This window comes from Streptomyces sp. NPDC048057, assembly GCF_040653095.1.
In the GTDB taxonomy this organism is placed as follows: domain Bacteria; phylum Actinomycetota; class Actinomycetes; order Streptomycetales; family Streptomycetaceae; genus Streptomyces.
The window spans coordinates 191208-216520 of sequence record NZ_JBEZNF010000008.1 but is presented as its reverse complement, the minus strand read 5'-3'; the positions used below and the strand labels follow the sequence as shown (position 1 = coordinate 216520).

Here is a 25313-nt window from a genome sequence, read left to right as displayed (position 1 = left end):
CCCCTGGTGAGCCGAGTGGTCCTGCCGGGGGCGCTGGCGCTCGCGGTCGTGGTCGCGGGCGCGACGTACGTCACGACCACGGCGTCCGGGGCCGACCGGTCCCCGGCGACCGAGGTGTGGGCGGAAGGCCCGGTGGACCCCGCCCACGACCCCGTCGGCGACCTCGACAACGGACGGACCCACACCCCGCTCAGCAAGCAGCTGCTGCCCGTGCCCAACCTCTACAAGCTCGGCCCGGACCGGCTGGGCCACGGGGGCAACGACGGCGAACTCAGCGGTGCGCAGGCCGCCGAGCGGATCAAGCGGGGGTCCGGCGGCGACGGCCTGTCGGGCAGTGACCGCCGGGAGTTCGAGAGGAACGTGGACCGGTTGGGGGTGGAGGGCGTGGCGTGGCGCACCTACGGCAGTGCTCAGTTCACCCACGTCGTCGACGTCTCCCTGACGCGCTTCGGGGGCTCCGAGAAGGCCCGTGCCCTCTACGTGGTGCTGGCCGGAGTCGCCGAACGGCTGGGGCTCGACGCGTTGCCGGCGGTCGACGGCCACGAGAAGAACACGTCCTGCCACTCGGTCGAGGCCGAGGCGAAGGAGGACCTGCGGGAGTTCCTGTGCTGGGGGTACGCGGGCGGGACCAACGTCACGCTGCGGGCGTACGGGAAGGACAAGCTGTCCCCGTCCGAGGTCGTCGACTTCATGAAGCAGCAGATGGACCACCTCGCGTCCCCGCAGGAGGCCGTATGACCGGGACCGAGCCCGCACCGGAGGCGCTGCCGCAGCTTCCCCCGGAACCGACCGAACCGCCAACCGTGACGGCACCCGCCGCCGAGACGTCGGCCGCCGCGGCACCCGCCGCCCCGACGCCCGCCGCCCCGCGCGACCGCACGGCGCTGCGCGCCGTCGGCCGCTGGAGCGCCGCCGTGCTGCTCTGCCTGGGCCTCGGCGCCGGCACCGCGTACGGCATCGGCTCGATGGAACGCGCCGACGTCCCCGGTCTGGCCAGCGAGGACGACGGCCGCTGGGCGTACCCGCGGCTCTCGCTGCCCGCGCTCCCCGAGGGCAGCCCGCGCCCCTTCAGCCAGCAGAGCGAGGCCGGGATCCACCACGCCGACCTGCGCCGACTGCTGTTGCCGGCGCCCGAGGGCGCACGGCAGGACAAGACGCTGAACGGCGGTTGGACGACCCAGGACCGCTACCTGTCCGAGTACGCCGAGGAGGCCCACCCCAAGATCAGGCTGGCGCTCACCGAGTACGCCGTGCGCCACGTGGCGGCCCGCGGCTGGACCATGCCGGACGGCACGTCCGCACGGATCTACCTGCTCCGGTTCGCCAGCGCGGACGAGGCGGGCCGGTTCGCCTCCACCGGGGTGAACGCCCTGGACAACTCGATCCCCGGCCAGCCCCTGAAGAGCGCGCCGACCGTCGAGGAGGACGTGGCGTGGGACAGCAGGGGCGGCATGCCGGGAGTGTCCGCGTACCCCTTCCTCGAACCCGGGAACGGCGGTGCCACGCACACCCGGCAGGCCTACGTCCACGCGGGCGACACGCTCGCGCTGGTCGTGCACGAGAAGAAGGGCGGGGCCGCGGCCGTCCCCTTCCACCAGACGCTCGTGCTCCAGAGCCAGCTCCTGAGCTGAGCCGTGCACCCCCTGCGCAGGCGCTGACGCGCCCCCGCAGGGGCGACCGGGCCCCAACCCATTAGGCTGGGGCCCGGTCCGCATTCCGTCCGGACGGTGTCCCGTCCGAACCCGTACGAGGAGCACTCCGTGCTTATTGCCTTCTTCGAGGCCCTGCTGGTGCTGGTCTGCATCGGTGTCGCCGCGTTCTCCGTGCTGGCCGTGAAGAAGCTGTACCAGGGCCAGCGCTGACCCTTCCGGACCGCACCCGCAAGCCCGTCCGTCGCGCCGGCACCACCACCGGCACCCACTGACAGAAGCCGCTCATGATCGAGATCCCGTCCGACCTGAACCCGGACCTCGTCCCCCTCGCCTTCCTCCTCGGCACTTGGGAGGGCGCCGGCGTCTCCGACTTCCCCGGCGCCGAGAAGTGCAACTTCGGTCAGTCGGTCACCTTCAGCCACGACGGCCGGGACTTCATCGAGTACTCCTCCCACTCCTGGGTCCTGGACTCCGAGGGCAAGCAGGTCCGGCCGCTGGAGAGCGAGCACGGCTACTGGCGCATCGACAAGGACCGCAAGCTCGAAGTCGTGATGGTGCGCGACCAGGGCGTCGTCGAGGTCTGGTACGGCGAGTTGGCGGACCAGAAGCCGCAGATCGACCTGGCGACGGACGCCGTCGCGCGCACCGCGGCCTCCGGGCCGTACAGCGGTGGCAAGCGGCTCTACGGATACGTGAAGGGCGACCTGATGTGGGTGGGCGAGAAGTCCACCCCCGAGGTGCCCCTGCGGCCGTACATGTCGGCGCAGCTGAAGAAGACCGTCACGCCCGAGCAGGTCGCGGAGTGGGCGAAGGACCTGGGCGACCTCCCGGACGACGGCATCGCCTTTTTCAAGTAGGCGCTCGCTCCGTGTAGCCGTAGCCGTAGCCGTAGCCGTAGCCGTAGCCGCAGCCGCAGCCGCAGCCGTCCGCTTTCCGCGGGCGGTGCGCCGTGCCTCCTTACACTGGGAGGCGTGGTGACCACCGACTGGCAGAGCGACCTGCGCAAGCGCGGCTACCGACTGACCCCACAGCGTCAGCTGGTGCTGGAGGCCGTCGACGCCCTGGAGCACGCGACGCCCGACGACATCCTCTGCGAGGTCCGCAAGACGGCGTCGGGCGTGAACATCTCCACCGTGTACCGGACCCTGGAGCTCCTGGAGGAGCTGGGGCTGGTCTCGCACGCCCACCTCGGGCACGGCGCGCCCACCTACCACCTGGCCGACCGGCACCACCACATCCATCTGGTGTGCCGGGACTGCACGGCCGTCATCGAGGCGGACGTGGAGGTCGCGGCGCCCTTCACCGAGACCCTGAAGCAGACCTTCGGCTTCGACACCGACATGAAGCACTTCGCCATCTTCGGCCGCTGCGAGCAGTGCTCGGCGGGGGCGCCGCCGGCGGACGGGGCCACGGCCGACGAGTCCCCGGCGAGCGGGTCGTAGGCTTTCCCCATGGCCACTGTGAAGAGCCCGAAGCGTCCGCTGAGCCCGCTGCTGTCCCGCCCCGGTGCCGTCCCGGCCGAAGGCGCCGACGAAGGCGTGGCCGCACACTACGGCGACATCTTCCGGGAACAGAGCGCCCTGGCCGACGGCTCCGGGCTGGTCGACCTCTCGCACCGCGGCGTCGTCACCGTCACCGGCTCCGACCGGCTCAGCTGGCTGCACCTGCTGGTCACCCAGCACGTCAGCGACCTGCCCGCCGGGCAGGCGACCGAGGCGCTCGTCCTCTCCTCGAACGGGCACATCGAGCACGCGCTCTCCCTCGTCGACGACGGCGAGACGGTGTGGGTGCACGTCGAGCCCGGCACGCAGGACGACCTCGTCGCCTACCTGGAGTCGATGAAGTTCTTCTACCGGGTGGAGGTGGCCGACCGCACGGACGACTTCGCGGTGGTGCACCTGCCGGCCGGGTCGATCGCGCCCGTGCCCGAGGGCGCGACGGTGCGCGAGGTGCCGTACGGCCGGGACGTCTTCCTGCCGCGCGCCGGACTGGAGTCGTACGCGGAGCAGCACGGGCCGCTCGCCGGGATGCTGGCGTACGAGGCGCTGCGGGTCGAGGCGCACCGCCCCCGCCTCGGCTTCGAGACCGACCACCGGACCATCCCGCACGAGCTGGGCCTCATCGGCACCGCGGTCCACCTCCAGAAGGGCTGCTACCGGGGGCAGGAGACGGTGGCCCGGGTGCAGAACCTGGGCAAGCCGCCGCGTCGGCTGGTCTTCCTGCACCTCGACGGCAGCGAGGTGCACCTGCCCGGGCCGGGCACCCCGATCCGGCTCGCGTCGGACGGCGCGGAGGGTCGGCAGCTGGGCTTCGTGACGACGTCGGCGCGCCACTACGAGCTGGGGCCGATCGCGCTGGCGCTGGTGAAGCGGAACGTTCCGCTGGACGCGGAGCTGCTGGCGGGCACGACGGCGGCGGCGCAGGAACCGGTGGTCGAGCCGTAACCCCGCGGGCGCCCGCGCGCCTGAACGACGTACCCGCCGTTTCCCCGCGGGTGCTCTGTGGCTCGTCGTGCGGTTCCTCCCCCGTGCCCAGAGGGCACGGGGGCACCCCCAGCGCCCCTAACCCCCCTGCCCCAGCCCGCAGACAAAGTCACGGGGCAGAGAATCAGGGGCGCGGGGAACTGCGCGAACAGCCCGCCACCGGGTCGCACGGACAAGCGCTCCCGCAGGGAAACGGCGGGTTTGTTGGGGGCGCTGGGAGTACCCCCAGCGCCCTCTGGGCGTAGGTGGGGGTGGCCCCGTGCCCGCAGGGCACAGGGGGAGGAACCGCGCGAGAACGCCCCATCAAGTCGCGGCGTTCACACCTCCAGCAGCACCGTGAAGGGCCCCTGGTTCGTCAGGGAGACCCGCATCGCCGCGCCGAAGCGGCCCGTTTCCACGTGGGCGCCCAGCGCGCGCAGGCGGGTGACGACCTCGTCGACCAGGGGCTCCGCCACCGGCCCCGGCGCCGCCGCGTTCCACGTGGGCCGGCGGCCCTTGCGCGCGTCTCCGTACAGGGTGAACTGCGAGATCACCAGCAGCGGCGCGTTCACGTCCGAGCAGGACTTCTCGCCCTCCAGGACCCGGAGCGACCACAGCTTGCGGGCGAGCCGTTCCGCCTGCTCGGCCGAGTCCTCGTGGGTGACCCCGACGAGGACGCACAGCCCCTCGCCGACGATCTCCCCGACCGTCCGCGTACCGGACTCGTCCGTCACGGTGACGCTCGCACCGTCCACCCTCTGCACCACCGCACGCATACCGCCCAACCTATCGGGGCTGAACGGGTGCAGAGCGCCTGCGTCGAATGGTTCCGGAATGGCACCATTCACCAAGGCGGTGCGGCCCCCGGCCCAGCCCCCCGGTCTGCGGGGGCCCGGGGAGTCCCCCGCGCCGGTCGAGGGGACGGACACACGTACATGAGCACTTCGGGCACCAGGCAGACGACGGTCAACCCCGCCCGTCCGCCGCACCAGCGCACGGGGCAGGCGCCGTCCCGGGCCGTCGACCACCTCGCCGACCACTTCGCCGACCTCCCGCAGTACGAGCTGCCCGCCCTGCGCCTGCCCGAGCTGCGGGCCCTGCGCCGCCAGTCGCAGCAGGACGAGGCCGACCTCAGCTACGTGCGCCGGCTGCTCCAGGGCCGGATCGACATCCTCCGGGCGGAGCTGGCCCGGCGCGCGGACCCGGACGCGGAACGCACGGCGGCGCCGCTCGGCGGGCCGGAGGGCGCGGCCGGCGAGCAGGAGGCGGCGGCGTTCGTCGAACGGCTGTCGGGGATCCTGGCCGACGCGCCCTCCAGCCACCGCTCGTCCGCCCGGCACGTGACGGTGTCCACGCCGCACAGCGAGGAGTACCGGCTGCTGGCCGCGAAGATGCTCGCCGACGTGGAGCTGTCGGACCCGGCCGCCCGGACGGACGACGAGCTGCACGCGGCGATGGGCCGGCTGGTCCGCTACGAGCAGCAGGTCTCGCGCCGTCGGCACGTGTTGCAGCGCACGGCCGACGATTGCAGTGCGGAGATCGCCCGCAGGTACCGTGAAGGAGAAGCACAAGTAGACGACCTGCTGACCTGAAGCGATCCTTCCGGAAGCGGGTTCCCGCGCTGGAAGGCCGCCCCTAGATGACCGCCGCCGAGTCGAGCAGCACCACCGCTGCGATATCCGCCCGCTCCCCGAAGCCGGCCGCGCCGATCGCGTCGATGGAGGCCGGTGTCCGGGCCGCCTCCCCGGTCCTCGCCGAGGTCGTGCGGTCCGGTTTCGTCGAGGGCCGGCACCGCGGGTCCCTGGTCGTGCTGGCCGCCGACGGCGGCGTGGAGCTGGCCCTCGGCGACGTGGCCGCCCCCGTCTTCCCGCGCTCCAGCAACAAGCCCATGCAGGCCGTGGCGGTGCTGCGGGCCGGGCTCGACCTGGCGGGGGAGCGGCTGGCGCTGACCGCCGCGAGCCATTCGGGCGAGGACTTCCACCTCGATCTGGTGCGCACCCTGCTGGTCGAGCACGGCATCCGGCCCGACGAGCTCCAGACCCCGCCCGACCTGCCCTTGGACCCGACGGAGGCGGAGGCGTACCTGGCGGCCGGCCGCACCCGCGACCCGATCACCATGAACTGCTCCGGCAAGCACGCGGCGATGCTCGCGGCCTGTGCGCACAACGGTTGGGACCGTACGTCCTACCTCGCCCCGGACCACCCCCTCCAGCAGCTCGTCCACGAGGTCGTCGAGGAGGCGGCGGGCGAGCGGGTCGCGGCCGTCGGCACGGACGGCTGCGGCGCTCCGCTGATGGCGATCAGCCTCACCGGTCTGGCGCGCGCCTTCCGCTCCCTCGTGCTCGCCGACCCCGGCACCGCCGAGCGGCGGGTCGCGGACGCGATGCGCGCGCACCCCGAGTACGTGGCGGGCACCCGCCGCCCCGACACCTGGCTGATGCGCGAGGTGCCCGGGGCGCTCTCCAAGATGGGCGCCGAGGCGGTCCAGGCGGTGGCGCTGCCCGACGGCCGCGCCCTCGCCTTCAAGATCGACGACGGTGCGGGCCGGGCGTTGGGCCCGGTGCTGGGCCGGGCGCTGGAGCTGATGGGCGTGACCGGTCCCGTGGTGGACCGGATCCGCCGGGCGCCGCTGCTGGGCGGCGGCGTCGAGGTCGGCGAAATTGGTGCGACTTTCTGAGCGGACTCTGCCTAGCGTGGCGGTATGACCTCCGCCACCCCCTCCTCCCGCCCCACTGACCTCGACGTCCGCGCCATCGACCCCTCCAGCGAGTACCCCGACTGGCTGCGCGCCGTCGGCGTCGGCTTCCAGCAGTCCCCGTCGCTCCAGGAGGGCGAGGTGGAGGCGCGCAGCGAGGGGGTGGACCTCACGCGCGTGGTGGGCGCCTTCGACCAGGGGCGGATCGTCGCCACGTACCGCACCTTCGAGCAGCACCTGACGGTCGTCGGCGGTGCTTCGGTGCGGTCGAACGCGGTCACCAACGTCACCGTCACCTCCACCCACCGCCGCCGCGGCCTCCTCAGCCGGATCATGGGCGCCGACCTCGCGGCGGCGAAGGAGCGCGGGGACGTCCTGTCGACGCTGGTCTCCGCCGAGTACCCGATCTACGGCCGGTTCGGCTACGGGCCCGCCACCTGGGTCACCGAGTGGGCCGTCGACATCGCGCGGGCCGGCGTCGACCGTCGCTGGTCGGGCCCGACCGACGGCGGCCGGATCGACCTGGTCCCCGTGGAGGAGGTCCGCAAGATCGGCCCCGAGCTGCACGCCCGGTTCGCCGCGGGCCAGCCGGGCGCGGTCAGTCGCAACGAGCGCTGGTGGCGGCTGTACACCGGTGAGATCCGGGTTCCGAGCCAGCCGTGGACCGAGCCGTACTACGCGGTGTACCGGTCGGCGTCCGGCGAGGTCGAGGGCCTGGCGGCGTACGCCAACGACCGCAAGTGGGACGACGGCAAGCAGCCCGACAACACCGTGACGGTGGAGGAGCTCCTCGCGGTCACCCCGGCGGCGGAGCGCGCCCTGTGGCGCTACCTCTGCTCGTTGGACTGGGTCACCACCCTGCGCACCGGCCGGCGCGCCCCCGACGACCTGCTGCCCCTCCTGCTGCCGGACCCGCGCTCGGCCCGGGTGGTCGCGCACGCGGACTTCCTGTGGGTGCGGCTGCTGGACGTGGCGCGGGCGCTCGAAGCCCGTACGTACGACACCTCCGCGACCCTGGTCCTGGACGTGCAGGACGCCGCGGGCCTGGCGAACGGCCGCTTCCGGTTGGAGGTCTCGCCCCAGGGGTCGAGCTGCGTCCCGACCGCCGACGCGCCCGACGTCACCTTGGACGTACGGGAGCTGGGCGCGCTCTATCTCGGCGACGCGTCCGCGGTGCAGCTCGCGGCGCTCGACGCGGTCCAGGAGGAGCGCGCCGGGGCGGCGGCCCTGGCGGACCGGGTCTTCCGCACGGCGCGCCGGCCGTGGTGCCCCGACGTGTTCTGACGTCCGGCGGCGCGTCCTACTTCGTACGGGCCCGGAAGAGCGCGCCCGACGCGGCCATCGACACCGCCAGGATCCCCGCGCACCACGCGAGCGCCGTCCAGGGCGCGCTGCCGGTGGACTGGGAGAGGAGCAGCGCGCGCAGGGACTCGATGAGCGGTGTGATCGGCTGGTGGTCGGCGAAGCCGTGGAGCCAGTCGGGCATCGACTCGATGGGGACGAAGGCGCTGCTCGGGTAGGGCAGGAAGGTCATGAAGAAGGTGAAGCCGCCGGCTGCCTCCGGGGTGCGGGCGAGCAGGCCGATCGCGGCGGAGAGCCACGAGATCGCGATCAGGAAGGTCACCAGCAGGCCGAGGGCGGCGAGCCAGCCCGTGGCGGAGGCGTCGGGGCGGAAGCCGATGAGCAGGGCGACGCCGAAGACGACGGCGGTGGCGGCGAGGTTGCGCAGCACGCTGGCGGCGACGTGGCCGGCGAGCACGGAGCCGCCGCCGATGTCGAGCGAGCGGAAGCGGTCCATGATGCCGCCCTGCATGTCGTCGGAGACGGCGACGGCGGTGTTGGCGGCGCCGAAGCAGGCGCAGACGACGAGGACGCCGGGGACGACGTAGGTGAGGTACTCCGGGGCGTCGGTCTGGATCGCGCCGCCGAAGAGGTAGACGAAGACGATCATCAGCATCACCGGCAGGGCCATGGCGGTGATGACGGCGTCGACGTTGCGCCGGCTGAGGCGGATGGCGCGGCCGGCCATGGTCGTGGTGCGGACGAGGACGTCAGACATGTGAGGGCTCCTTGCCCGGGGTGCTGTGGGTGCGGTCCGCGGCGCCCGGTGTGCCGGTGCCGGTGAGGGCGAAGAAGACGTCGTCGAGGGTGGCCTCGTGCAGGGCGAAGCGGACGACGTCGGCGCCGTCCGGGTCGGCCCGGTCCAGCAGGGCGCGGACGGAGGCCGCGGTGCCGTCGGTCGGCAGGGACACGGTGAGTTCCTGGGGCGACTGGTGGACCGGCGCGTCCCCGTGGGCCGTCAGCCGGTGCGCGGTGCGCACGAAGGCGGCGGCGTCGGCGAGGACCAGTTCGAGGCGGTGGCCGCCGACGCGGGCCTTCAGCTGCTGCGCGGTGCCGTCGGCCACGATCCGGCCGCCGTCGACCAGCGCGATGCGGTGCGCGAGCCGGTCGGCCTCCTCCAGGTACTGGGTGGTGAGGAAGACCGTCGTACCGCCCGCGGACAGCTCCCGCACCACCGTCCACAGCTCGGCGCGGCTGCGCGGGTCGAGGCCGGTCGTCGGCTCGTCGAGGAAGACCACTTCGGGGTCGCCGACGAGGGAGGCGGCGAGGTCGAGCCGGCGGCGCATCCCGCCGGAGTAGGTGCCGACGAGGCGGCCGGCCGCGCGGGTGAGGTCGAAGCGTTCGAGGAGCGCGGAGGTGCTGCGGGCGGCTGCGGGGCGCGACAGGCCGCGCAACCTGGCCATCATCCGCAGGTTCTCCGCACCGGTCTGCTTCTCGTCGACCGCGGCGTACTGGCCGGTGAGGCTGATGGCCCGGCGGACCTTCGAGCGCTCGGCGGCCACGTCGTGGCCGGCGACGACGGCCGTTCCGGCGTCCGCCGCGGTGAGTGTGGTGAGGATGCGCACGGTCGTCGTCTTGCCCGCTCCGTTGGGGCCGAGCAGGGCGAAGACCGTGCCCCGGGCGACCTCTAGGTCCACTCCGTCGAGGACGGTGAGGTTCCCGTACTTCTTGGCCAGGCCGGTGGCCGTGATGGCCGGCGGTGTCTCCATGGCGGCGAACTCCCTTCTGCGTATGTCATACGCACTACTGTGTAAGGGTTACGCATTACTAGGATGGGCGTCAAGCGGGACCGGGCGGCGCGACGTCGACGGCCGACCGGGCGGCACGAGAGGGCGGACGGTGAGGGCGAGTGACGAACGACGGTGAGGGCGCGGGGCGCGGCGGCGGAGGTCGCGACGACGGCACCGCGCTGCCCGCCAGCGTCGAGGCCGCCTGGGGCCTGCGGGAACGCCCCTCCAAGGGGCCCAAGCCCGGCATCGGCGTGGACCGGATCGTCGCCGCGGCCGTCGACCTCGCGGCGGCGGAAGGGCTCGGCGCGGTCTCCATGGGGCGGGTGGCCAAGGAGTTGGGCGTCTCGACGATGTCGCTCTACCGGTACGTGGCCGCCAAGAGCGATCTGTATCTGCTGATGCAGGAGGTCGCGGTGGGCCCGGCGCCCCCGCCGCCCCCGCCCGGCACCGACTGGCGCGAGGCGGTCACCGCCTGGGCCGCCGCCCAGCGCGACCGCTTCCGCGGCAACCCGTGGGTCCTCCAGATCCCGATCTCGGGGCCGCCCGCCACGCCCCACTCGGTCGCCTGGTGGGAGAGCGGGCTCGTGGCGCTGGAGGGGACCGGGCTGGACGACGGCGACCGGCTCTCGGTGATCATGCTGATCAACGGCTTCGTCCGGCACGAGTCGATGGTCGCGGTCGACCTGGGGGTGGCGATCGCGAACGGCGGCGGAGACCCCGAGGCGTTCATGCGCCGGTACGTCGCCACGCTGGAACTGCTGGCCGACCCCGAGCGGCACCCGTCGGTGACGCGGCTGCTCCGGTCCGGGATGTTCCTTGAGGGCGACGATCCGGACTACGACTTCAGGTTCGGCCTGGGCCGGATCCTGGACGGAGTGGAGGAACTGAGGCGCGAGCGCGGCGTGGTCTCGGGGCAGGCGAAGGAGGTGCGGGAGTGAGCGCGGGCGGGCCTTCTGGTGCGGACGGCCCTCGCGAACGGGCGCCTTCCGCGGCTTCGGGCGCGGATGGGCAGGCGCCTGCGGCTTCGGGCGGGCAGGCTTCGCGTGCGGGTGGACAGGCGCCTGCGCGTACGGGCGGGCTGCGCGAGCGCAAGAAGGAACGCACCCGCCGCGCCCTCTCCGACGCCGCGATCGCGCTCTTCCTCGCCAAGGGCTTCGACGCCGTCTCCGTCGCCGAGGTAGCCGCCGCCGCCGACGTGTCGAAGCCGACCCTCTTCCGGTACTTCCCGACGAAGGAGGACCTGGCGCTGCACCGGTTCGCCGACCACGAGGACGAGGCGGCGCGCGTGGTGAGCGGCCGGCCGCCGGGCGTCTCGCCGCTGGACGCGTTGCGCCGGCACGTCCTCGACGGCCTGGAGCGCTACGACCCGGTCACCGGCGTCAGCGACGCGCCGCAGGTGCTGGCGTACCTGCGACTGCTGTACGGGACGCCCAGCCTGGTTGCCCGCATGCACGCCTACCAGCGGCGCTCGGAGGAGGCGCTGGCCGGTGCCCTGGGTGGCGGCACGGCGGGGCGGCTGGCCGCGGGCCAGATCGTGGCCGTGCTGCGGATCCTCGCCGAGGAGAACTGGCGGCGGATCGAGGCCGGGGAGAGCGCGGCCGACGTGCGCCCGGGGGCCCGGACCGCCGTCGACCTGGCCTTCGACCAACTCGCCGCCGGGCTGAGCGCGCTCGTCAGCGACGAGTGGTTTCCTCGACATATCTCGTAACCGAGTCAAAAAAGATACCTGGTTGCCTTTATCGTGGGTGGCATGAAGCAGCCCGACGATGCCCTCAGCCGTGCCCTGGAGTTCGAACGCGCCCACCACGACGCCTGCCGCGCCGCGCTGCACGGCATGGTCGAGGACGCGGCGCAGCAGGTCGTCATCGGGGAGCACGCCTTCGCCTCCGGAGCCGACGCGGAGGTCCTCGGCCGGCAGTTGCGCAGCCGCGCCAAGGAGATGCGCGAAGAGCCGGACGGCCCGCTCTTCTTCGGCCGGCTCGACTTCGCCGCCGACGCCAGCGCGGGGGAGCACCGGGCGCAGCGCTATCACCTCGGCCGCCGCCGCATCACCGAGCCGGCCCGACCGGACGCCGCGGCGGAGCCGGGCGCGCTCCCGCCGCCGCTGGTGATCGACTGGCGCGCGCCGGTCTCCCGCGCCTTCTACCAGGCGACCGCCCGGGACCCCCAGGGCGTCGCGGTGCGCCGCCGCTTCGGCTGGGCACCGTTCAGCAAGGGCGAGTCCAGCGATCTGACCGGCTTCGAGGACGAGCACCTGCGCACCGCGCCGGCGCCGTCCGCACCGACCTCAGGGGGCGCGTCCGCCTCGTTGACGTCGCCGGGTTCGGAGCCGATGCGTACGACCAGCGCGATCGTGGCCGACGAGATCGAACGCCCCCGGGTCGGCCCCATGCGCGACATCGCCGCCACCATCCAGCCCGACCAGGACGATCTGGTCCGCTCCCCGCTCGCCGACTCCCTGTGCGTCCAGGGCGCCCCCGGCACCGGCAAGACCGCGGTCGGTCTGCACCGCGCCGCGTATCTCCTCTACACCCACCCCCAGCGCGTCCACCGCGGCGGACTGCTGGTCCTCGGGCCCAACCGCACCTTCCTCTCCTACATCGCGCAGGTGCTGCCCGCGCTGGGCGAGACCGGGGTGCGCCAGTCGACCGTGGAGGAGGAGGTCGCCCGCCACGAGGTCCGGGCCGACGACACCCCTGCCGTGGCGGCCCTGAAGCACGACGCCCGCATGGCGGACGTGCTGCGCCGCGCGCTGTACGCCCGGGTCGCCGTCCCCGCCGACACGGCTGTCCCGCTGACCGTCCCCGAAGGGTCGTACCGCTGGCGGGTGCCGGCCGCCGACCTGGCGCGGATCGTGGCCGAGGTGCACGCCGAAGCGCCGCCGTACGCGATCGGGCGCGAGCGGGTCCGGGCCCGCGTCGTACGGCACCTCCAGCTCCAGGCGGAGCGCCGCGCCGACCCCAAGAGCGCCTCGTGGACGCAGCGGATCGGGCGGTCCCGGCCGGTTGCCGCCTTCCTGGACGCGGCCTGGCCGAAGGTCGCGCCCGAGGAGGTGCTGGCCGCGTTCCTCACCGACCCGGTCGACGCCGCGCTCACCCCCGCCGAGCAGGACGCCCTCCGCTGGCGCACGCCGCCGCGCTCGTTCCGCTCCGCCCGCTGGAGCGGGGCCGACCTCGTCCTCCTCGACGAGATCGCCGGCCTCGTCGAACGCCCCCAGGGGTACGGGCACATCGTGGTCGACGAGGCCCAGGACCTCTCGCCGATGCAGTGCCGGGCCATCGCCCGCCGCGCGGACTTCGGCTCGCTGACCGTCCTCGGCGACCTCGCCCAGGGCACCACCCCCTGGGCGGCCCGCGCCTGGCCCGAGCAGCTGGCCCACCTCGGCAAGGCGGACGCCGCCGTCGTTCCGCTGACGACCGGGTTCCGGGTGCCGGCGGCCGTGGTGGAGCTGGCGAACGGGCTGTTGGACGCCCTCGACGTCGACGTGCCCGCGGGCCGTTCGCTCCGCAGCGACGGCGAGCTGACGGTCCGACGGGTCGACGACCTGGCGGCGGCGACGGTCGACGCGGTGCGCAGGGCACTCGGCCGGGAGGGCTCGATCGGGGTGATCGCGGACGCGCCCGCCACCGCGCTGCTGCGGGCCGCGCTGAGGGACGCGGGCATCGAGACCGCCGACCTCACCGACCTCGCCGACGGTGCAGTCGCCACCGCCACCGCCGTCGCCGCCGAGGGGGCGGCGCTCACCGCCCGGGTGACCGTCCTGCCCGCCGCCCTGGCCAAGGGCCTGGAGTACGACCACGTGGTCGTGGCCGAGCCCGCGGCCATCGCGGCGGCGGAGGAGCGCGGACTCCACCGGCTCTATGTGGTGTTGACCCGCGCCGTGGCCCGGCTGGACGTGCTGCACGTCCGCCCACTGCCACCCGCCCTGACGGCTTCCGGCCCGCCCCTGGAGGAACGGGCCGAAGGCCGGTGAGCAGCAGCAGCGCCCTGCGCCGTCGCGTCCGGCCCGTTCACGCCTCAGGTGACGGGCACGGACGCGTTCGGCTCGCCGGCCAACCTCCGCCTAGCCGCGCAGGTCAGCGCGTCCCTGAGCCCGCTGAGGAGGCCCAGGGGAGGCAGCACCTACGGCCGCGGCTGGGTGAACCGCAGCAGGTTCCCCGCCGGGTCGCGGAAGGCGCAGTCCCGTACGCCGTACGGCTGGTCGATCGGCTCCTGGACCACCTCGCCGCCCGCGGCGCGGATCTGCTCGAACGTCGCGTCGCAGTCGGTCGTACGGAAGATCACGCCGCGCAGCAGGCCCTTCGCCATCAGCTCGGCCACGGCCTGCCGGTCGGCCGGAGAGGCGTTCGGGTCCGCCAGCGGCGGCTCCAGGACGATCTCCACGTCCGGCTGGGAGGGCGAGCCGAGGGTCACCCAACGCATGCCCTCGAACCCCACGTCGTTGCGGACTTCGAGTCCGATGGCGTCCCGGTAGAAGCCGAGCGCCTTGTCGTGGTCGTCGACGGCGATGAAGCACTGTCCAATGGTGATGTCCATGTCCGTCACGCTACGGACCTGCGGGAGGTTTCGCTTCTCCGTTCCTGACCGGTCGGGTGTAGATCTTGGCGAGGCACGCGGGGATGTCCGCGCCGTCGCCATGGTCCCGGGCCCGGTAGGTGCTCGGGCTCTCCCCGACCAGCTCGGTGAAGCGCGAGCTGAACGACCCCAGCGACGTACACCCCACCTCCATGCAGACCTCGGTCACCGACAGGTCCCCGCGCCGCAGCAGCGCCTTCGCCCGCTCGATCCGGCGGGTCATGAGGTAGTTGTACGGGGTGTCGCCGAAAGCGGCGCGGAAGCTGCGCGAGAAGTGCCCGGGCGACATCAGCGCGCCCCGCGCCAGCGCGGGCACGTCCAGCGGCTTCGCGTAGTCGCGGTCCATCCGGTCGCGCGCCTTGCGCAGCCGGACGAGGTCGGGGATCGGCACTCGGGACACACCGAGCACGGTACCCACGGCTCGTGGAGCCGGGCAAAGCCTCCAGGAGAGCACGGAGCGCTGGAAACGTCGGGGATGCACGGGGACGTCCCGGGTGTCTGACGTCCGCTGACCGGTCGCGGCCCGCAGTGGCATGCTCCCGTGCATGAGGCTGCGCGCGATCACACTCGACTGTTCCGACCCGCTGGCCCTCGCGGACTTCTACCGGCGGGCCACGGGCCTGGCACCCCATCCGAAGTCGAACGCCGACTTCGCCGGCCTCGACGGCCCGGACGGTGTCTACATCGGCTTTCAGCGGGTCGCGGACCACCGGGCTCCGAGCTGGCCCGACCAGGGCGTTCCCCAGCAGCTGCACCTCTGCTTCACGGTGGAGGAGCACCTGGACGAGGCGGAGGCCCGGCTGCTGGCGCTGGGTGCGGGGAAGCCGGACCACCAGCCGCACGAGGACAGGTGGCGGGTCCTCACCGATCCGGCCGGGCACCCGTTCTGCATCGTCCGGGGCTGACCGGACGCGGGCGAACGGCCGGGGGCTTCGGCGCTGCGTCAGCCGGTGTGCAGGACCCGGAAGCGGTCCGGCGCCGTCGGGTCGCGGTCGACGACCTGGACCGGGGGCCAGGCCCACTGCCACACGCCGGTGCCCGGCGGGCGGGAGAACGCGATCCGGCCGCGGGTGCCCTCGACGGCGACGCGCGGCCAGGGCTCCCCGGTGCGCAGTGCTTCGGCGAGCACGGCGATCGTGTCGTACCCCTCGAAGGCGACGAACGAGGGTGCCGCGGACAGCCGTTCGCGCAGGGCCGTCTCGACGCGGGCGCCGAGCGGGCCGAGGCGTTCGGGCAGATAGCGCAGGAACGGGACGGCGGCGCCGTCGGCGCCCAGCAGCGCTGCCCATTCGGCGAACTCGGGTTGTCCGGCCGGTGCGCCGATCAGGAGCGCGGCGAGACGTTCGTCGCGCCGCACGGACCGGACGATCGGTACCGCCGGCTCCGGGTGGCCGACCAGGAGGAGCAGGGCCGTCGCACGGCTGTCGACGAGAGCGTCGCACACCGCCGCGGGGGAGAGCGCACCCGCGTCGAGTTCGACGACGCTGCCGCCGCGCGGCGCGAGGTGTTCCCGCAGGATCCGGGTCCCGGAGGCCCAGTAGACGCTCGGCTGGGTCACCACGGCGATGTGGCGGTGGCCCGCGCCGACGAGGAAGTCCGCGTACGTCCGCCAGCCGTGGGACTGCGCCGGGGCGATGCGCGCGACCTGCTCCGTCGGCTCCTCGGTGAGCGCGTCGAGCACCGCCGACGAGCAGAGGAACGGCACCCCGAGGGCGTCGGCCCGCGCGGCGACGGCGCGCGCGACGACGCTGTGGTACTCGCCCGCGACGGCGGCCACGCCCAGCCGGGCCAGCTCGTCCACCGCCTCCGCGGCCCGCTGCGGATCCGCGGCGGTGTCGCGGACGACCAGTTCGAGCGGCCGACCGCCCACTCCGCCGGCCCCGCCGATTCCGCCGGCTCCGTTGACGTCCCGCACGCCCAGTTCGAGCCCGGCGAGCAGATGCCGCCCCGCCTCGACCCAGCCGGGCCGGGTCAGCGGCACGAGAGCGCCGATCCGTACGGACGCGTCCAACTCGTCCCGCTGCGGCGGGCGCACCTGGGTCACCATGCGGGTCATTGCACCCACCGCGACCACGGTCGGCAACCGAATATCCGCCTGCCTTCAGGCCCTCGCGCAGCTGCGCGCCGCCGTCAACGCCGGCACGTCCCCGTGGATGGCGTTTTCCCCACCCGTGGAACGGGGTTGGATACGGTGACCGGGTGTCTGCCACCAACGAACATGCCCAGCGGATCATTGCGGACCGCTACTTACTGGGTGCCCGCATCGGCCGCGGCGGCATGGGCACCGTCTGGCGCGGAACGGATCAGCTCCTGCAACGCACCGTCGCGGTCAAGGAGGTCCCCCTCCAGGCCACGGGTGAGGAAGGCGCGGTACGGCAGCGGCGGGCCGTGCGGGAGGCGCGGGCCATCGCGCAGATCTCCCACCACAACGTGGTGGACATCCACGACCTCGTCCACGAGGACGACCGCCTGTGGCTGGTGATGGAGCTGGTCGACGGCCCCTCCCTGGCCGACCACGTCGCCGCCGCCGGCCCGGTGACGCCGACCCGCGCCGCCGAGATCGGGCTCCAGGTCGTCGCCGCGCTGGACGCGGTGCACGCCGTCGGCGTACTGCACCGCGACGTCAAGCCGGCCAACATCCTGCTGCGCGCCGACGGCAGCGCCGTCCTCTGTGACTTCGGGATCGTCGCGTTGGCGGACGCGGAGTCGCTCACCACGTCCGGCCGCGTCGTCGGTTCGCTGCCGTTCCTGGCCCCGGAGCGGCTCAAGGACGAGCCCGTCGGGCCGGCCAGCGACCTGTTCTCCCTGGGCTGCACCCTGTGCGCGCTGCTGACGGGCCGATCGCCGTTCGCCCGCCCGGAAGCCGTCGGCATGCTGCATGCCGTGGCGCACCAGCGACCGGAGATCCCGCCGAACGCGGGGCCGCTGGGGAACCTGCTCGACGCCCTGCTGCGCAAGGACCCCGCCCAACGGCCGTCCTCCGCCGAAGCCGCCCAGGTGCTCCGGGCCGTGGCGGCCGACGGCCCGGGCCGGACGGCCATGCTGCCCGTCCGCCGCCGACCCGCCCTGCGCCGTGTCGCCCTGTCGGCCGCCCTCCTCCTCGTCGCCGCAGGCATCACGGGAGTCCTGGTGGACCGCCTCGGCGACGACGATTCCTCGTCCGGGGCGTCCGGGGCGGATGCGAAGCCGTCCACCGGAACGCGGGAGTCCGAGTCGGCTCCCCCCGTGTCCTCGGGCCCCCCGACCCGGGTCGACGCGGCGCTGACCTACCCGTCCAACCCGGCCACCGGTGGTGCCGCGATCCGGTGGCTGTTCTCCGACGACGACCACGTCGAGGTCGACGCACCCGGCAAGAGCGGCCCCTTCCACGGGAACCTGACCGCGGCCTCCCCGACGGGCGAGTACTGGACCGCCTTCGAGGGACCGGGCTTTCGCGACCGCATCGACGCGGTGCTCCCCGTCCCGAGGGCCGGGAACGAGTACTGGGTGTTCTCCGGCGCCGAGTACGTTCGGATCCGCATCAACGAAGAACTCGACGACGAGCTGGTGGAGGGGCCAAAGCCGCTCAAGGACTGGTCGGAGGCGTTCGGGGGCGAGGTCGACTTCCTCGACGGCATCGACGCCGTGATGCCCGCCCCCGACGATCCCGACCAGTTCTGGGTGTTCGCCGGGAACCGCTACATCCGTGCCGAGGTCAACAAGAGCGCGGCGGGCGGCGAACTGGTCCAGGGGCCGTCATCGCTCAGCGAATGGGATACCTTCACCGATCACGGCGACTTCTCCGACAAGATCGACGCCGTGATCGACGTCCCGGACCAGACGAACGAGTACTGGGTGCTGTCCGAAGCCCGCTACATGAAGATCCGCGTGGCCAACGACAACGACGGTTACGCCGACTCCGTCGTGGAGCACCCCAAACCGCTCCCCGACTGGACCGACTTCGGCAAGTGAGCAGGCGCCGGCCGCGAAGGCCGCCGCGCGTCCCTACACCCGCAGTTCCACGACGTCGGCGACCACGCAACTGACGTTGTCGGGGCCGCCGGAGCCGTTGGCGAGCGCGATGAGTTCGCGGACCGCCCGCTCGGGTTCGCCGATGTCGCAGAGCACTCGACGGATCTCCTCACCGGGCACGACGGTCGACAGGCCGTCGGAACAGAGCAGATAGCGGTCCTCCCGCCGGGCGTCGTGCAGGAGCAGGTCGGGGGTGGAGTCGGCTCCTCGGCCCAGCGCCCGTGCCAACAGGGACCGTTGGGGGTGGGAGGCGGCCTCCTCCGGGGTGATGCGGCCTTCGTCGAGCATCGACTGGACCAGGGTGTGGTCATGGGTGATCTGGAACAGCTCTCCGTCACGCAGGAGATAGCCGCGGGAGTCGCCGATGTGGACCAGGGCGAGCTGGGAGCCCGTCCAGAACATCGCGGTGAGCGTGGTGCCGGCCTCGTCGGCGACTTCCGCGGCTCCGGCGACCGCCCGCCGGGCCCCTTCGAGGGCGTCCGCGAGGTGGTTGAGGAGATCGCCCGTCGGTACGCCGTCGGCTTCGAGACGCTTGAGCGCGTCGACGGCGGCGGCGCTCGCGGGGGCTCCTGCGCTGCCGTAGCCGTCGGCTACCGCGAGCAGCCGGGATCCCGCGTAAGCGGTGTCCCGATTGCTCTCGCGCACCAGACCTGCGTCGGAGCGGGCGGCGTAACGGATGCCCAGGGGCGTGGCGGTCGACGACATGGTGGGGTCCTTCCACGACAGGTGTCCTACGAGGAAGGAGGCGAGGTCCCGCCGCGCGGCGGTCTCGGCCTCGACCTGCTCCCAGTACGCGCGCACCTCCTGGGCCGCCGTGGCTGCATCCAGCGTGCAGACGTGCTGGATACGGGCCAGCGGCATCCCCAGGTGGCGCAGCCAGCAGACCAGCCTGGCCTGCTCCAACTGCTCGGGGGCGTAGTGCCGGTAGCCGGTCACCGGGTCGACGCGGGCGGGGGGCAGCAGACCGAGCTCGTCGTAGAGCCGCAGCGCCTTCGGTGACAGCCGGGACGCCTTCGCGAACGTCCCGATGGTCAGCAACCCCATGCTCGTCCCTCCTCGTACCGGGCACGTCGCCCGGCCCCGTCGATGCTGTGGGCTCCCCCAGGGGGAAGGTCAACCAAGGACACCGGCGGCCGTGCCGCGAGTGGCGTGGCACACTTTTGCAAGCACTTGCTTGCAATAGTTAGCAGGCGGGTGCACGATCGTGGCATGGCATCGCTCAACGTCGGCAACCTCGGGGAGTACCTGCGCGAGCAGCGGCGCAACGCGCAGCTCTCGTTGCGGCAGCTCGCCGATGCCGCCGGGGTGTCCAATCCGTATCTGAGTCAGATCGAGCGCGGGCTGCGCAAGCCGAGCGCGGAGGTGCTGCAGCAGGTCGCGAAGGCCCTGCGGATCTCCGCCGAGACGCTGTACGTGCGCGCCGGGATCCTGGACGAGCGGGACCGGGACGAGCTGGAGACCAGGGCGGTCATCACGGCCGACCCCTCCATAAACGAGCGGCAGAAGGCCGTACTGCTCCAGATCTACGAGTCCTTCCGCAAGGAGAACGGGTTCGAGGTCCCGGAGGGCCCGCCTGCCGCCGACCCAGCCGCGACGGACACCACCACCGACTGAACGCGTCCGGGAGGACCACCACATGTCCATCACCGATGACCTGCGCGAACTGCGCAAGAACCTCAGCGACCCCACGCCCCTCTACTTCGCCGCCGGCACCGCCGACCTCGCCGTGCAGCAGGCCCGCAAGGTGCCCGCGCTGCTGGAGCAGATCGCCGCCGACGCGCCGGGGCGCTTCGAGGGGCTGCGCAACGACCTGAACGACCTGCGCAACACCGACCCCAAGGTCGTCCAGGACAAGGTGGCCGACCAGGCCAAGGAGGCCCAGGCCACCGTCTCGGCGAAGTTCACCGAGGTGGTCGGCGGGTTCGACACCGATCTGAAGAAGCTCGGGGAGACCGCCCAGGACCTGGCGCTGCGCGGGGTCGGCGTCGCCGCGGAGTACGCGGTGAGGGCCCGCGAGACCTACGAGCGGGTCGCCGAGCACGGCGAGCAGACCGTGCGGACCTGGCGCGGCGATGCCGCCGAGGAGATCACCGAGATCGCGGTCGCCGTCGAGCCCGAGCCGGTCGCCCGGCCGAAGGCGCAGCCGCGGACGCAGCAGACGAGGACCGACGCGAAGGCCGCGCCGAAGACCGCGACCAAGGCGGAGCCGAAGGCCGAGGCCAAGGTCCAGACGGAGCCCAAGGCCGCGCCCAAGCCGGCCGCGCGGAAGACCGCCCCGGCGCCGCGCCGGGCGCCCGCCGCGCGCAAGCCCGCGGCGGCGAAGAAGTCCACCCCGCCCGCCAAGGAGAAGTGAGCGCACGGAGCGGCAGGGGTGTAGTCAGGAGCGGGCCGGGCACCTTTGAGGCGTCCGGTTCGTTCTCCGTTCGCGCCAGGTACCGTTGCTGGCGAGGGCGCTCCCATCCACACACCTAGGCGGTGCCACCAGCATGTTGCGCGAAGGCTTCGAGACCTCCCTGTCGTACTTCCTCTTCCTGCTCTTCACGGGCACGTCCGTGGTCGCGCTCATCATGGCCGCCCTGGCCCGCGAGGACGCCTACCGGGCGGCCGACAAGAAGACCAAGCCCTTCTGGCTGATCATCCTGGGCGTCACCGTCCTGGTGAACCTGCTGATCCCGATCCTCTTCCTGTCGATCATCGGCCTGATCGCCACGATCGTCTTCTTCGTGGACGTGCGGCCGGCGCTCCGGCAGGTCACGGGCGGCGGCAAGCGCCGCGGCGGCTCCAGCAGCGACGGTCCGTACGGGCCGTACAACGGCGGCAGGTAGCGGCACCGGGGCCCCGCGGCCCCGGTCATCCCGTGCGCCCGCGCTTGCCTCCGCGCCTGCACGTGCCGCCTGCGCCAGGTCAGCCCCTGCGCCAGGTCAGCCCCGGCGTCCGCTCAGCCCCTGCTCAGCAGCAGGACGGCCATGTCGTCCGTCAGCTCGCCGCCGTTCAGCTTGCGCACCCGGGCCACCGCCGACTCCAGCAGTGCCTCGCCCTCCAGCCCCGCGGAGAGCTGTCGGGTGATCATCCGCTGAAGGCCCTCCTGGCCCAGCCGCTGCTTCTCGCCCGGGCCCGTACGGCCCTCGATCAGCCCGTCCGTGTACATCATCAGGGACCAGGCACCGCCCAGCTCGACCTGGCGGCGCGGCCAGCGGGCCCGCGGCAGCAGCCCGAGCGCCGGGCTCCCGCTCTGGTACGGCAGGAGCTGCGTCGCCTGGCCGCCGCGGATGAGCAGCGGCGCCGGGTGGCCCGCGAGGCAGACCCCGGCGCGGCGCCCGTCCGGCGCGATGTCGACCGTGCAGAGCGTCGCGAAGATCTCCTCGCTCTCCCGCTCGTGCTCCAGGACCCGCTGGAGCGTGGAGAGCAGCTCGTCACCGCAGAGCCCGGCGAAGGTCAGCGCCCGCCAGGCGATCCGCAGCTCCACGCCGAGCGCGGCCTCGTCCGGGCCGTGGCCGCAGACGTCGCCGATCATCGCGTGGACCGTGCCGTCCGGGGTGCGGACGGTGTCGTAGAAGTCGCCGCCGAGCAGGGCTCGGGAGCGGCCGGGGCGGTAGCGCGCGGCGAAGCGGAGGTCCGCCCCCTCCAGGAGGGGGGTGGGCAGCAGCCCGCGCTCCAGCCGGGAGTTCTCCTCGGCCCGCAGCCGGGACTCGGCGAGCTTCCTCTGCGCGGTGTCGGCGCGCTTGCGCTCCACGGCGTAGCGGACCGTACGGCTCAGCAGCCGTCCGTCGAGCTCGTCCCGGAAGAGGTGGTCCTGTGCGCCCAGCCGTACGGCCTCGGCGGCGCGCGGCGCGTCGGTGGAGGTGGTCAGCGCGAGGACGGCCTGACGGGGCGCGATCTGGAGCACGTGCCGGAGCGTGCCGAGCCCGTCGTCCCCATCCTGGACGCCGGAACCGGACCCCGAACCGGTGGGCAGCGCGAGGTCGAGCAGGACGCAGTGCACGTCGTCGGTGAGGAGGCGTTCGGCCTCGGTGAGGTTGCGGGCGGTGCGGATGCGCACGCGCGTGGCGGTGCCGCCCGCGGACTCGGTCAGCTCGGGGACGGTGAAGGTGCCCGTGGGGTCGTCCTCGATCACGAGGAGCGTGAGGTCTCCGTCGGAGAGCCCGCTGCCGGCGGGCGCGTCCGGCGTGCCGCCGGCGGGCGCCGCGGCGGCGCTGTTCTCCGAGACGGAGGCGTTCCTCTGTCGCGGTACGGGTACGGACATGGGTCGGTTTCCTTTCCCTCCCCCGAGGGCGCGACGGGGGCGCCGATCGCCGACCCGCCAGACGGGGACCATAGCGTTAGCCGTGGCGGGAGCGGAATGGCAATCGGGGCGAGGTGGGTCCCATTGGCCCGGTACGGACCGGCAGTTGGCGGTCCGGCCATGACGAACATCACGCCGTCGCCACGGAGGGTGATCCACCGCCACGCCCCGCCACGCGCACCGCCCGCGCGACCCCGCGCGACGCCGTGTCGGAACGCGCGCCGCCCCTGCGCTCCGAGCAGCCCGCACCCGCGGGCCCGGCCGCCCGTCCCGCCCCCGCCTGTCCCGCCCTCGGCCGCCCTGCCGTCAGCCGCCCGGGCGGACCACGCCGAGGATCTTGTTCGCCCCCGCGCCGGTGATCGTCACCGTGCGGCCGGGGCGGGGTGAGTGGACTATCGCGCCGTCGCCGATGTACATCCCCACGTGGCTCGCGTCCGCGTGGTAAATGATCAGGTCGCCCGGCCGCATGTCCTTGACGTCCACCTTGGGCAGCTGTCGCCACTGCTCCTGCGAGGTGCGCGGGACGGTGATCCCGGCCGCCTCCCACGCCTTCGAGGTCAGCCCCGAGCAGTCGTACGATCCCGGGCCCTCCGCGCCCCACTCGTACGGCTTGCCCACCTGCGCCGTGGCGAACGCGACGGCCTTCTTGCCCTGCTCGGTGGCGGCGCCCTTCGCGCCCTTCGCGTCCTTGAGGGCGCCGGACGCCAGCCAGGACGCCTGGGCGCGCTGCGCCGCTTCCTGTTCGAGGACGAGGAGGCGCGCCTTCTCCTCCTTCTTCAGCCGGGCCTCGATCTTCTCCGCCGCGGCGATCTTCGCCGCTATCTCCTTGCGCGCCTTCGCCTGCTTGAGGCGGTTCTCCTCCAGCTTCCGCCACTGGGTGCTGGCGTCCCGCGCGTACGAGTCCAGCTCCTGCTGGGTCTGCTCCATCTCCCGCAGCAGGTCCTTCGTCGCCTTCTGGCCCTGCCGGAACCGGTTCGCGCCGTCCAGGAAGAGCTGGGGATCGCTGGTGAGCAGCAACTGCGCCTCGGGGGGCAGCCCGCCGCCCCGGTACTGCGCACGGGCGGTGGCGCCGGCCCGCTGCTTGAGGTCGTCGATGCGGTCCTGCGCCTTCGCGGCCTCCTGGCCGAGCTTGACGATCTCCGTCGACTGGCGTTGGACCTGGTCCTCGGCGAGGTTGTACGCGTCCGTCGCGGACACCGCCTGGTGATACAGACCCTCTATCTCCAGCCGGATCTGCTCCAGGGTCTGCTGCGGCTGGGAGGCACCCGGTGGCACGGGCGCGGCGGGCGCAGCCGGTGCGGACGGCGCGGCGAAGGCCGTCCCCGGCACGGCCAGCGCGGTCACGGCGCAGACCAGAGCGATCGCTGCGGCGACACAGTGGCGCTTCACGATTCCCCCTCCTCCAGCTCCCCAGAAATCTGATTTACCGTCAGTAACTTCTCGCTGCTGCGGCGATGGTGCCACGGTGGACTTCAAAGCGACAGGGTCGTACGGAAGGCCGCCCGCGCAGCCGCGGGCCGCCCGAGTCGCCCCGCACCGCCCGCTGCTCCCCGCGCCACCCCCTGGATCTCGTACGCCTCCCCGCACCCTCGCCCTCCACCCCCAGTGACGAACGAATCGCACTCCGCGTTCCCGCTCGTACGTACGTTCACCCGTGCGGGGGGCGCACGCCGGAGCCGCCCGAGGCGCGTCCGGCCTCAGTCGGACCCGTTGGGCGCGAGGGCCGCCCACTCCACCGTGACCTCGCCCTGCCGCCAGCGCCGCCGGTCGTCCACCACCGGCCAGTCCCGCGCCAGCTCCCGCACCGCCGCGATCCAGCGCTGTCGCGCACCCAGCGACGCGTACGGCGCGGCGGACGCCCACGCGCGGTCGAAGTCCCGCAGGAAGGCGTGCACCGGTTCGCCGGGCACATTGCGGTGGATGAGCGCCTTCGGAAGGCGTTCCGCCAGGTCGGAGGGGCGGTCCAGGGAGCCGAGCCGGGCCGCGAAGGTGACCGTCCGCGGGCCCCGCGGCCCGAGCGCGACCCAGACGTGCCGCCGCCCGATCTCGTCGCACGTCCCCTCGACCAGCAGCCCGTCCGGCGCGAGCCGTCCGCACAGCCGCGCCCACACGGCCGCGACCTCGTCCTCGTCGTACTGGCGCAGCACGTTCGCGGCCCGGACCAGCATCGGCGCCGGGTCGACGGGCACCTCGAAGCCGCCGTGCCGGAAGGTCAGCCCGTCTTCTTCGTACGGCCCCGCCGCCGCGACCCGCGCCGGGTCGATCTCGATGCCGACGACCTCGCAGCGCGGGTCGGCGCCGGCGCGCAGCCGCCGCAGCAGCTCGACGGCGGTCCAGGGCGCCGCGCCGTATCCGAGGTCCACGGCCAGGGGGCGCGCGGCGGCGCGCAGCGCACGCCCGTGGACGGCCGCGATCCAGCGGTCCATCCGGCGCAGCCGGTTCGGATTCGTCGTCCCGCGGGTGGCGGTGCCGACGGGACGGGAGCTCATGCATCGAGGGTAAGCGGGCCCGGAGCCGCCCCCGCTCCGCCTGCCGGAGCTTCCGCGCCGCCCCGCCCGAAGGGCC

Annotated in this window: 26 protein-coding genes; 16 read left to right on the top strand and 10 right to left on the bottom strand. The window is 73.4% G+C overall.

Annotation, left to right across the window (positions count from 1 at the left end; genetic code table 11):
• Positions 1 to 6 precede the first annotated feature (6 nt).
• The 5 genes from AB0E05_RS11830 to AB0E05_RS11810 all read left to right on the top strand — a co-directional run bounded on the left by AB0E05_RS11830 (position 7) and on the right by AB0E05_RS11810 (position 4096).
• Positions 7 to 738, top strand: coding sequence for a hypothetical protein (locus tag AB0E05_RS11830; protein WP_361961949.1), 732 nt, complete (start codon positions 7 to 9; stop codon positions 736 to 738).
• A complete protein-coding gene (locus tag AB0E05_RS11825; protein ID WP_361961947.1) occupies positions 735 to 1631 on the top strand; it encodes a hypothetical protein in 897 nt (298 codons plus the stop codon). Before AB0E05_RS11830 ends, AB0E05_RS11825 begins: the two co-directional genes overlap by 4 nt.
• A gap of 305 nt (positions 1632 to 1936) precedes the next feature.
• Positions 1937 to 2509: an FABP family protein gene (locus tag AB0E05_RS11820; RefSeq protein ID WP_361961945.1), complete on the top strand. Its 573-nt coding sequence runs from the start codon at positions 1937 to 1939 to the stop codon at positions 2507 to 2509.
• A 114-nt stretch (positions 2510 to 2623) separates the two neighbouring features.
• Complete coding sequence (locus AB0E05_RS11815) at positions 2624 to 3094, top strand: Fur family transcriptional regulator (protein ID WP_361961943.1); 471 nt, start codon at positions 2624 to 2626, stop codon at positions 3092 to 3094.
• 9 nt (positions 3095 to 3103) lie between these two features.
• A complete protein-coding gene (locus tag AB0E05_RS11810; protein WP_361961941.1) occupies positions 3104 to 4096 on the top strand; it encodes a folate-binding protein in 993 nt (330 codons plus the stop codon).
• A gap of 356 nt (positions 4097 to 4452) precedes the next feature.
• On the opposite strand, the gene dtd is transcribed toward AB0E05_RS11810, so the two are convergent.
• Positions 4453 to 4890 carry a D-aminoacyl-tRNA deacylase gene (dtd, locus tag AB0E05_RS11805; RefSeq protein WP_361961939.1) on the bottom strand — a complete coding sequence of 146 codons (438 nt, stop codon included), beginning with the start codon at positions 4888 to 4890 and terminating at the stop codon, positions 4453 to 4455.
• A gap of 159 nt (positions 4891 to 5049) precedes the next feature.
• On the opposite strand from dtd, the gene AB0E05_RS11800 reads away from it, so the two are divergent.
• The 3 genes from AB0E05_RS11800 to AB0E05_RS11790 all read left to right on the top strand — a co-directional run bounded on the left by AB0E05_RS11800 (position 5050) and on the right by AB0E05_RS11790 (position 8093).
• The gene (locus AB0E05_RS11800; protein ID WP_361961937.1) at positions 5050 to 5706 is read left to right on the top strand and encodes a hypothetical protein; all 657 of its coding nucleotides are present in this window, start codon (positions 5050 to 5052) and stop codon (positions 5704 to 5706) included.
• A gap of 125 nt (positions 5707 to 5831) precedes the next feature.
• Complete coding sequence (locus AB0E05_RS11795; protein WP_361962085.1) at positions 5832 to 6791, top strand: asparaginase; 960 nt, start codon at positions 5832 to 5834, stop codon at positions 6789 to 6791.
• Between the two features lie 24 nt (positions 6792 to 6815).
• On the top strand, positions 6816 to 8093 hold the full coding sequence (locus tag AB0E05_RS11790; protein WP_361961935.1) for a GNAT family N-acetyltransferase: 1278 nt from the start codon (positions 6816 to 6818) through the stop codon (positions 8091 to 8093).
• A gap of 16 nt (positions 8094 to 8109) precedes the next feature.
• Here the strand turns inward: AB0E05_RS11790 and AB0E05_RS11785 are convergent, their stop codons facing one another.
• Together AB0E05_RS11785 and AB0E05_RS11780 are read right to left on the bottom strand one after the other, a co-directional pair.
• Positions 8110 to 8868: an ABC transporter permease gene (locus AB0E05_RS11785; RefSeq protein WP_361961933.1), complete on the bottom strand. Its 759-nt coding sequence runs from the start codon at positions 8866 to 8868 to the stop codon at positions 8110 to 8112.
• Positions 8861 to 9859, bottom strand: coding sequence for an ATP-binding cassette domain-containing protein (locus AB0E05_RS11780; RefSeq protein ID WP_361961931.1), 999 nt, complete (start codon positions 9857 to 9859; stop codon positions 8861 to 8863). Before AB0E05_RS11780 ends, AB0E05_RS11785 begins: the two co-directional genes overlap by 8 nt.
• 140 nt (positions 9860 to 9999) lie before the next feature.
• Here AB0E05_RS11780 and AB0E05_RS11775 point away from each other — a divergent pair, with 140 nt between their 5' ends.
• The 3 genes from AB0E05_RS11775 (at position 10000) to AB0E05_RS11765 (ending at position 13853) form a co-directional block, all read left to right on the top strand.
• A complete protein-coding gene (locus tag AB0E05_RS11775) occupies positions 10000 to 10818 on the top strand; it encodes a TetR/AcrR family transcriptional regulator (RefSeq protein WP_361961929.1) in 819 nt (272 codons plus the stop codon).
• A gap of 140 nt (positions 10819 to 10958) precedes the next feature.
• The gene (locus AB0E05_RS11770; RefSeq protein WP_361962082.1) at positions 10959 to 11588 is read left to right on the top strand and encodes a TetR family transcriptional regulator; all 630 of its coding nucleotides are present in this window, start codon (positions 10959 to 10961) and stop codon (positions 11586 to 11588) included.
• Positions 11589 to 11630: 42 nt separating this feature from the next.
• Entirely contained in the window at positions 11631 to 13853 is a 2223-nt protein-coding gene (locus AB0E05_RS11765) for an AAA family ATPase (protein WP_361961927.1), read from the top strand.
• Positions 13854 to 14002: 149 nt separating this feature from the next.
• Here AB0E05_RS11765 and AB0E05_RS11760 read toward each other — a convergent pair whose 3' ends face one another.
• The gene (locus AB0E05_RS11760) at positions 14003 to 14416 is read right to left on the bottom strand and encodes a VOC family protein (protein WP_361961925.1); all 414 of its coding nucleotides are present in this window, start codon (positions 14414 to 14416) and stop codon (positions 14003 to 14005) included.
• Between the two features lie 10 nt (positions 14417 to 14426).
• Positions 14427 to 14846, bottom strand: coding sequence for a helix-turn-helix transcriptional regulator (locus tag AB0E05_RS11755; RefSeq protein ID WP_361962080.1), 420 nt, complete (start codon positions 14844 to 14846; stop codon positions 14427 to 14429).
• Between the two features lie 142 nt (positions 14847 to 14988).
• On the opposite strand from AB0E05_RS11755, the gene AB0E05_RS11750 reads away from it, so the two are divergent.
• Positions 14989 to 15360, top strand: coding sequence for a VOC family protein (locus AB0E05_RS11750; RefSeq protein WP_361961923.1), 372 nt, complete (start codon positions 14989 to 14991; stop codon positions 15358 to 15360).
• Positions 15361 to 15398: 38 nt separating this feature from the next.
• Here the strand turns inward: AB0E05_RS11750 and AB0E05_RS11745 are convergent, their stop codons facing one another.
• Positions 15399 to 16511: an ABC transporter substrate-binding protein gene (locus AB0E05_RS11745; protein ID WP_361961921.1), complete on the bottom strand. Its 1113-nt coding sequence runs from the start codon at positions 16509 to 16511 to the stop codon at positions 15399 to 15401.
• Positions 16512 to 16654: 143 nt separating this feature from the next.
• Here AB0E05_RS11745 and AB0E05_RS11740 point away from each other — a divergent pair, with 143 nt between their 5' ends.
• Positions 16655 to 18406: a protein kinase gene (locus AB0E05_RS11740; protein ID WP_361961919.1), complete on the top strand. Its 1752-nt coding sequence runs from the start codon at positions 16655 to 16657 to the stop codon at positions 18404 to 18406.
• A 33-nt stretch (positions 18407 to 18439) separates the two neighbouring features.
• Here AB0E05_RS11740 and AB0E05_RS11735 read toward each other — a convergent pair whose 3' ends face one another.
• The gene (locus AB0E05_RS11735) at positions 18440 to 19510 is read right to left on the bottom strand and encodes a MerR family transcriptional regulator (protein ID WP_361961917.1); all 1071 of its coding nucleotides are present in this window, start codon (positions 19508 to 19510) and stop codon (positions 18440 to 18442) included.
• Between the two features lie 165 nt (positions 19511 to 19675).
• On the opposite strand from AB0E05_RS11735, the gene AB0E05_RS11730 reads away from it, so the two are divergent.
• From AB0E05_RS11730 to AB0E05_RS11720, 3 genes are all read left to right on the top strand, one after another.
• Positions 19676 to 20080 carry a helix-turn-helix transcriptional regulator gene (locus tag AB0E05_RS11730; protein WP_361961915.1) on the top strand — a complete coding sequence of 135 codons (405 nt, stop codon included), beginning with the start codon at positions 19676 to 19678 and terminating at the stop codon, positions 20078 to 20080.
• A gap of 22 nt (positions 20081 to 20102) precedes the next feature.
• The gene (locus tag AB0E05_RS11725; RefSeq protein ID WP_361961913.1) at positions 20103 to 20819 is read left to right on the top strand and encodes a hypothetical protein; all 717 of its coding nucleotides are present in this window, start codon (positions 20103 to 20105) and stop codon (positions 20817 to 20819) included.
• A 133-nt stretch (positions 20820 to 20952) separates the two neighbouring features.
• Entirely contained in the window at positions 20953 to 21291 is a 339-nt protein-coding gene (locus AB0E05_RS11720; RefSeq protein ID WP_361961911.1) for a DUF2516 family protein, read from the top strand.
• 113 nt (positions 21292 to 21404) lie between these two features.
• On the opposite strand, the gene AB0E05_RS11715 is transcribed toward AB0E05_RS11720, so the two are convergent.
• The 3 genes from AB0E05_RS11715 to AB0E05_RS11705 form a co-directional block, all read right to left on the bottom strand.
• Positions 21405 to 22709: a fused response regulator/phosphatase gene (locus AB0E05_RS11715; protein WP_361961909.1), complete on the bottom strand. Its 1305-nt coding sequence runs from the start codon at positions 22707 to 22709 to the stop codon at positions 21405 to 21407.
• A gap of 345 nt (positions 22710 to 23054) precedes the next feature.
• Positions 23055 to 24140, bottom strand: coding sequence for an NlpC/P60 family protein (locus tag AB0E05_RS11710; RefSeq protein ID WP_361962078.1), 1086 nt, complete (start codon positions 24138 to 24140; stop codon positions 23055 to 23057).
• A gap of 305 nt (positions 24141 to 24445) precedes the next feature.
• Positions 24446 to 25237: a class I SAM-dependent methyltransferase gene (locus AB0E05_RS11705; RefSeq protein WP_361961906.1), complete on the bottom strand. Its 792-nt coding sequence runs from the start codon at positions 25235 to 25237 to the stop codon at positions 24446 to 24448.
• Between the last annotated feature and the right edge of the window lie 76 nt (positions 25238 to 25313).

Bases quoted from the DNA above. Each gene is read 5' to 3' on its own strand.
- AB0E05_RS11825 (WP_361961947.1), top strand. From the start codon at position 735: ATGACCGGGACCGAGCCCGCACCGGAGGCGCTGCCGCAGCTTCCCCCG.
- AB0E05_RS11820 (WP_361961945.1), top strand. From the start codon at position 1,937: ATGATCGAGATCCCGTCCGACCTGAACCCGGACCTCGTCCCCCTCGCC.
- AB0E05_RS11810 (WP_361961941.1), top strand. From the start codon at position 3,104: ATGGCCACTGTGAAGAGCCCGAAGCGTCCGCTGAGCCCGCTGCTGTCC.
- dtd (WP_361961939.1), bottom strand. From the start codon at position 4,890: ATGCGTGCGGTGGTGCAGAGGGTGGACGGTGCGAGCGTCACCGTGACG.
- AB0E05_RS11800 (WP_361961937.1), top strand. From the start codon at position 5,050: ATGAGCACTTCGGGCACCAGGCAGACGACGGTCAACCCCGCCCGTCCG.
- AB0E05_RS11795 (WP_361962085.1), top strand. From the start codon at position 5,832: ATGGAGGCCGGTGTCCGGGCCGCCTCCCCGGTCCTCGCCGAGGTCGTG.
- AB0E05_RS11790 (WP_361961935.1), top strand. From the start codon at position 6,816: ATGACCTCCGCCACCCCCTCCTCCCGCCCCACTGACCTCGACGTCCGC.
- AB0E05_RS11785 (WP_361961933.1), bottom strand. From the start codon at position 8,868: ATGTCTGACGTCCTCGTCCGCACCACGACCATGGCCGGCCGCGCCATC.
- AB0E05_RS11780 (WP_361961931.1), bottom strand. From the start codon at position 9,859: ATGGAGACACCGCCGGCCATCACGGCCACCGGCCTGGCCAAGAAGTAC.
- AB0E05_RS11765 (WP_361961927.1), top strand. From the start codon at position 11,631: ATGAAGCAGCCCGACGATGCCCTCAGCCGTGCCCTGGAGTTCGAACGC.
- AB0E05_RS11760 (WP_361961925.1), bottom strand. From the start codon at position 14,416: ATGGACATCACCATTGGACAGTGCTTCATCGCCGTCGACGACCACGAC.
- AB0E05_RS11750 (WP_361961923.1), top strand. From the start codon at position 14,989: ATGCTCCCGTGCATGAGGCTGCGCGCGATCACACTCGACTGTTCCGAC.
- AB0E05_RS11745 (WP_361961921.1), bottom strand. From the start codon at position 16,511: ATGACCCGCATGGTGACCCAGGTGCGCCCGCCGCAGCGGGACGAGTTG.
- AB0E05_RS11735 (WP_361961917.1), bottom strand. From the start codon at position 19,510: ATGGGGTTGCTGACCATCGGGACGTTCGCGAAGGCGTCCCGGCTGTCA.
- AB0E05_RS11730 (WP_361961915.1), top strand. From the start codon at position 19,676: ATGGCATCGCTCAACGTCGGCAACCTCGGGGAGTACCTGCGCGAGCAG.
- AB0E05_RS11725 (WP_361961913.1), top strand. From the start codon at position 20,103: ATGTCCATCACCGATGACCTGCGCGAACTGCGCAAGAACCTCAGCGAC.
- AB0E05_RS11720 (WP_361961911.1), top strand. From the start codon at position 20,953: ATGTTGCGCGAAGGCTTCGAGACCTCCCTGTCGTACTTCCTCTTCCTG.
- AB0E05_RS11715 (WP_361961909.1), bottom strand. From the start codon at position 22,709: ATGTCCGTACCCGTACCGCGACAGAGGAACGCCTCCGTCTCGGAGAAC.
- AB0E05_RS11705 (WP_361961906.1), bottom strand. From the start codon at position 25,237: ATGAGCTCCCGTCCCGTCGGCACCGCCACCCGCGGGACGACGAATCCG.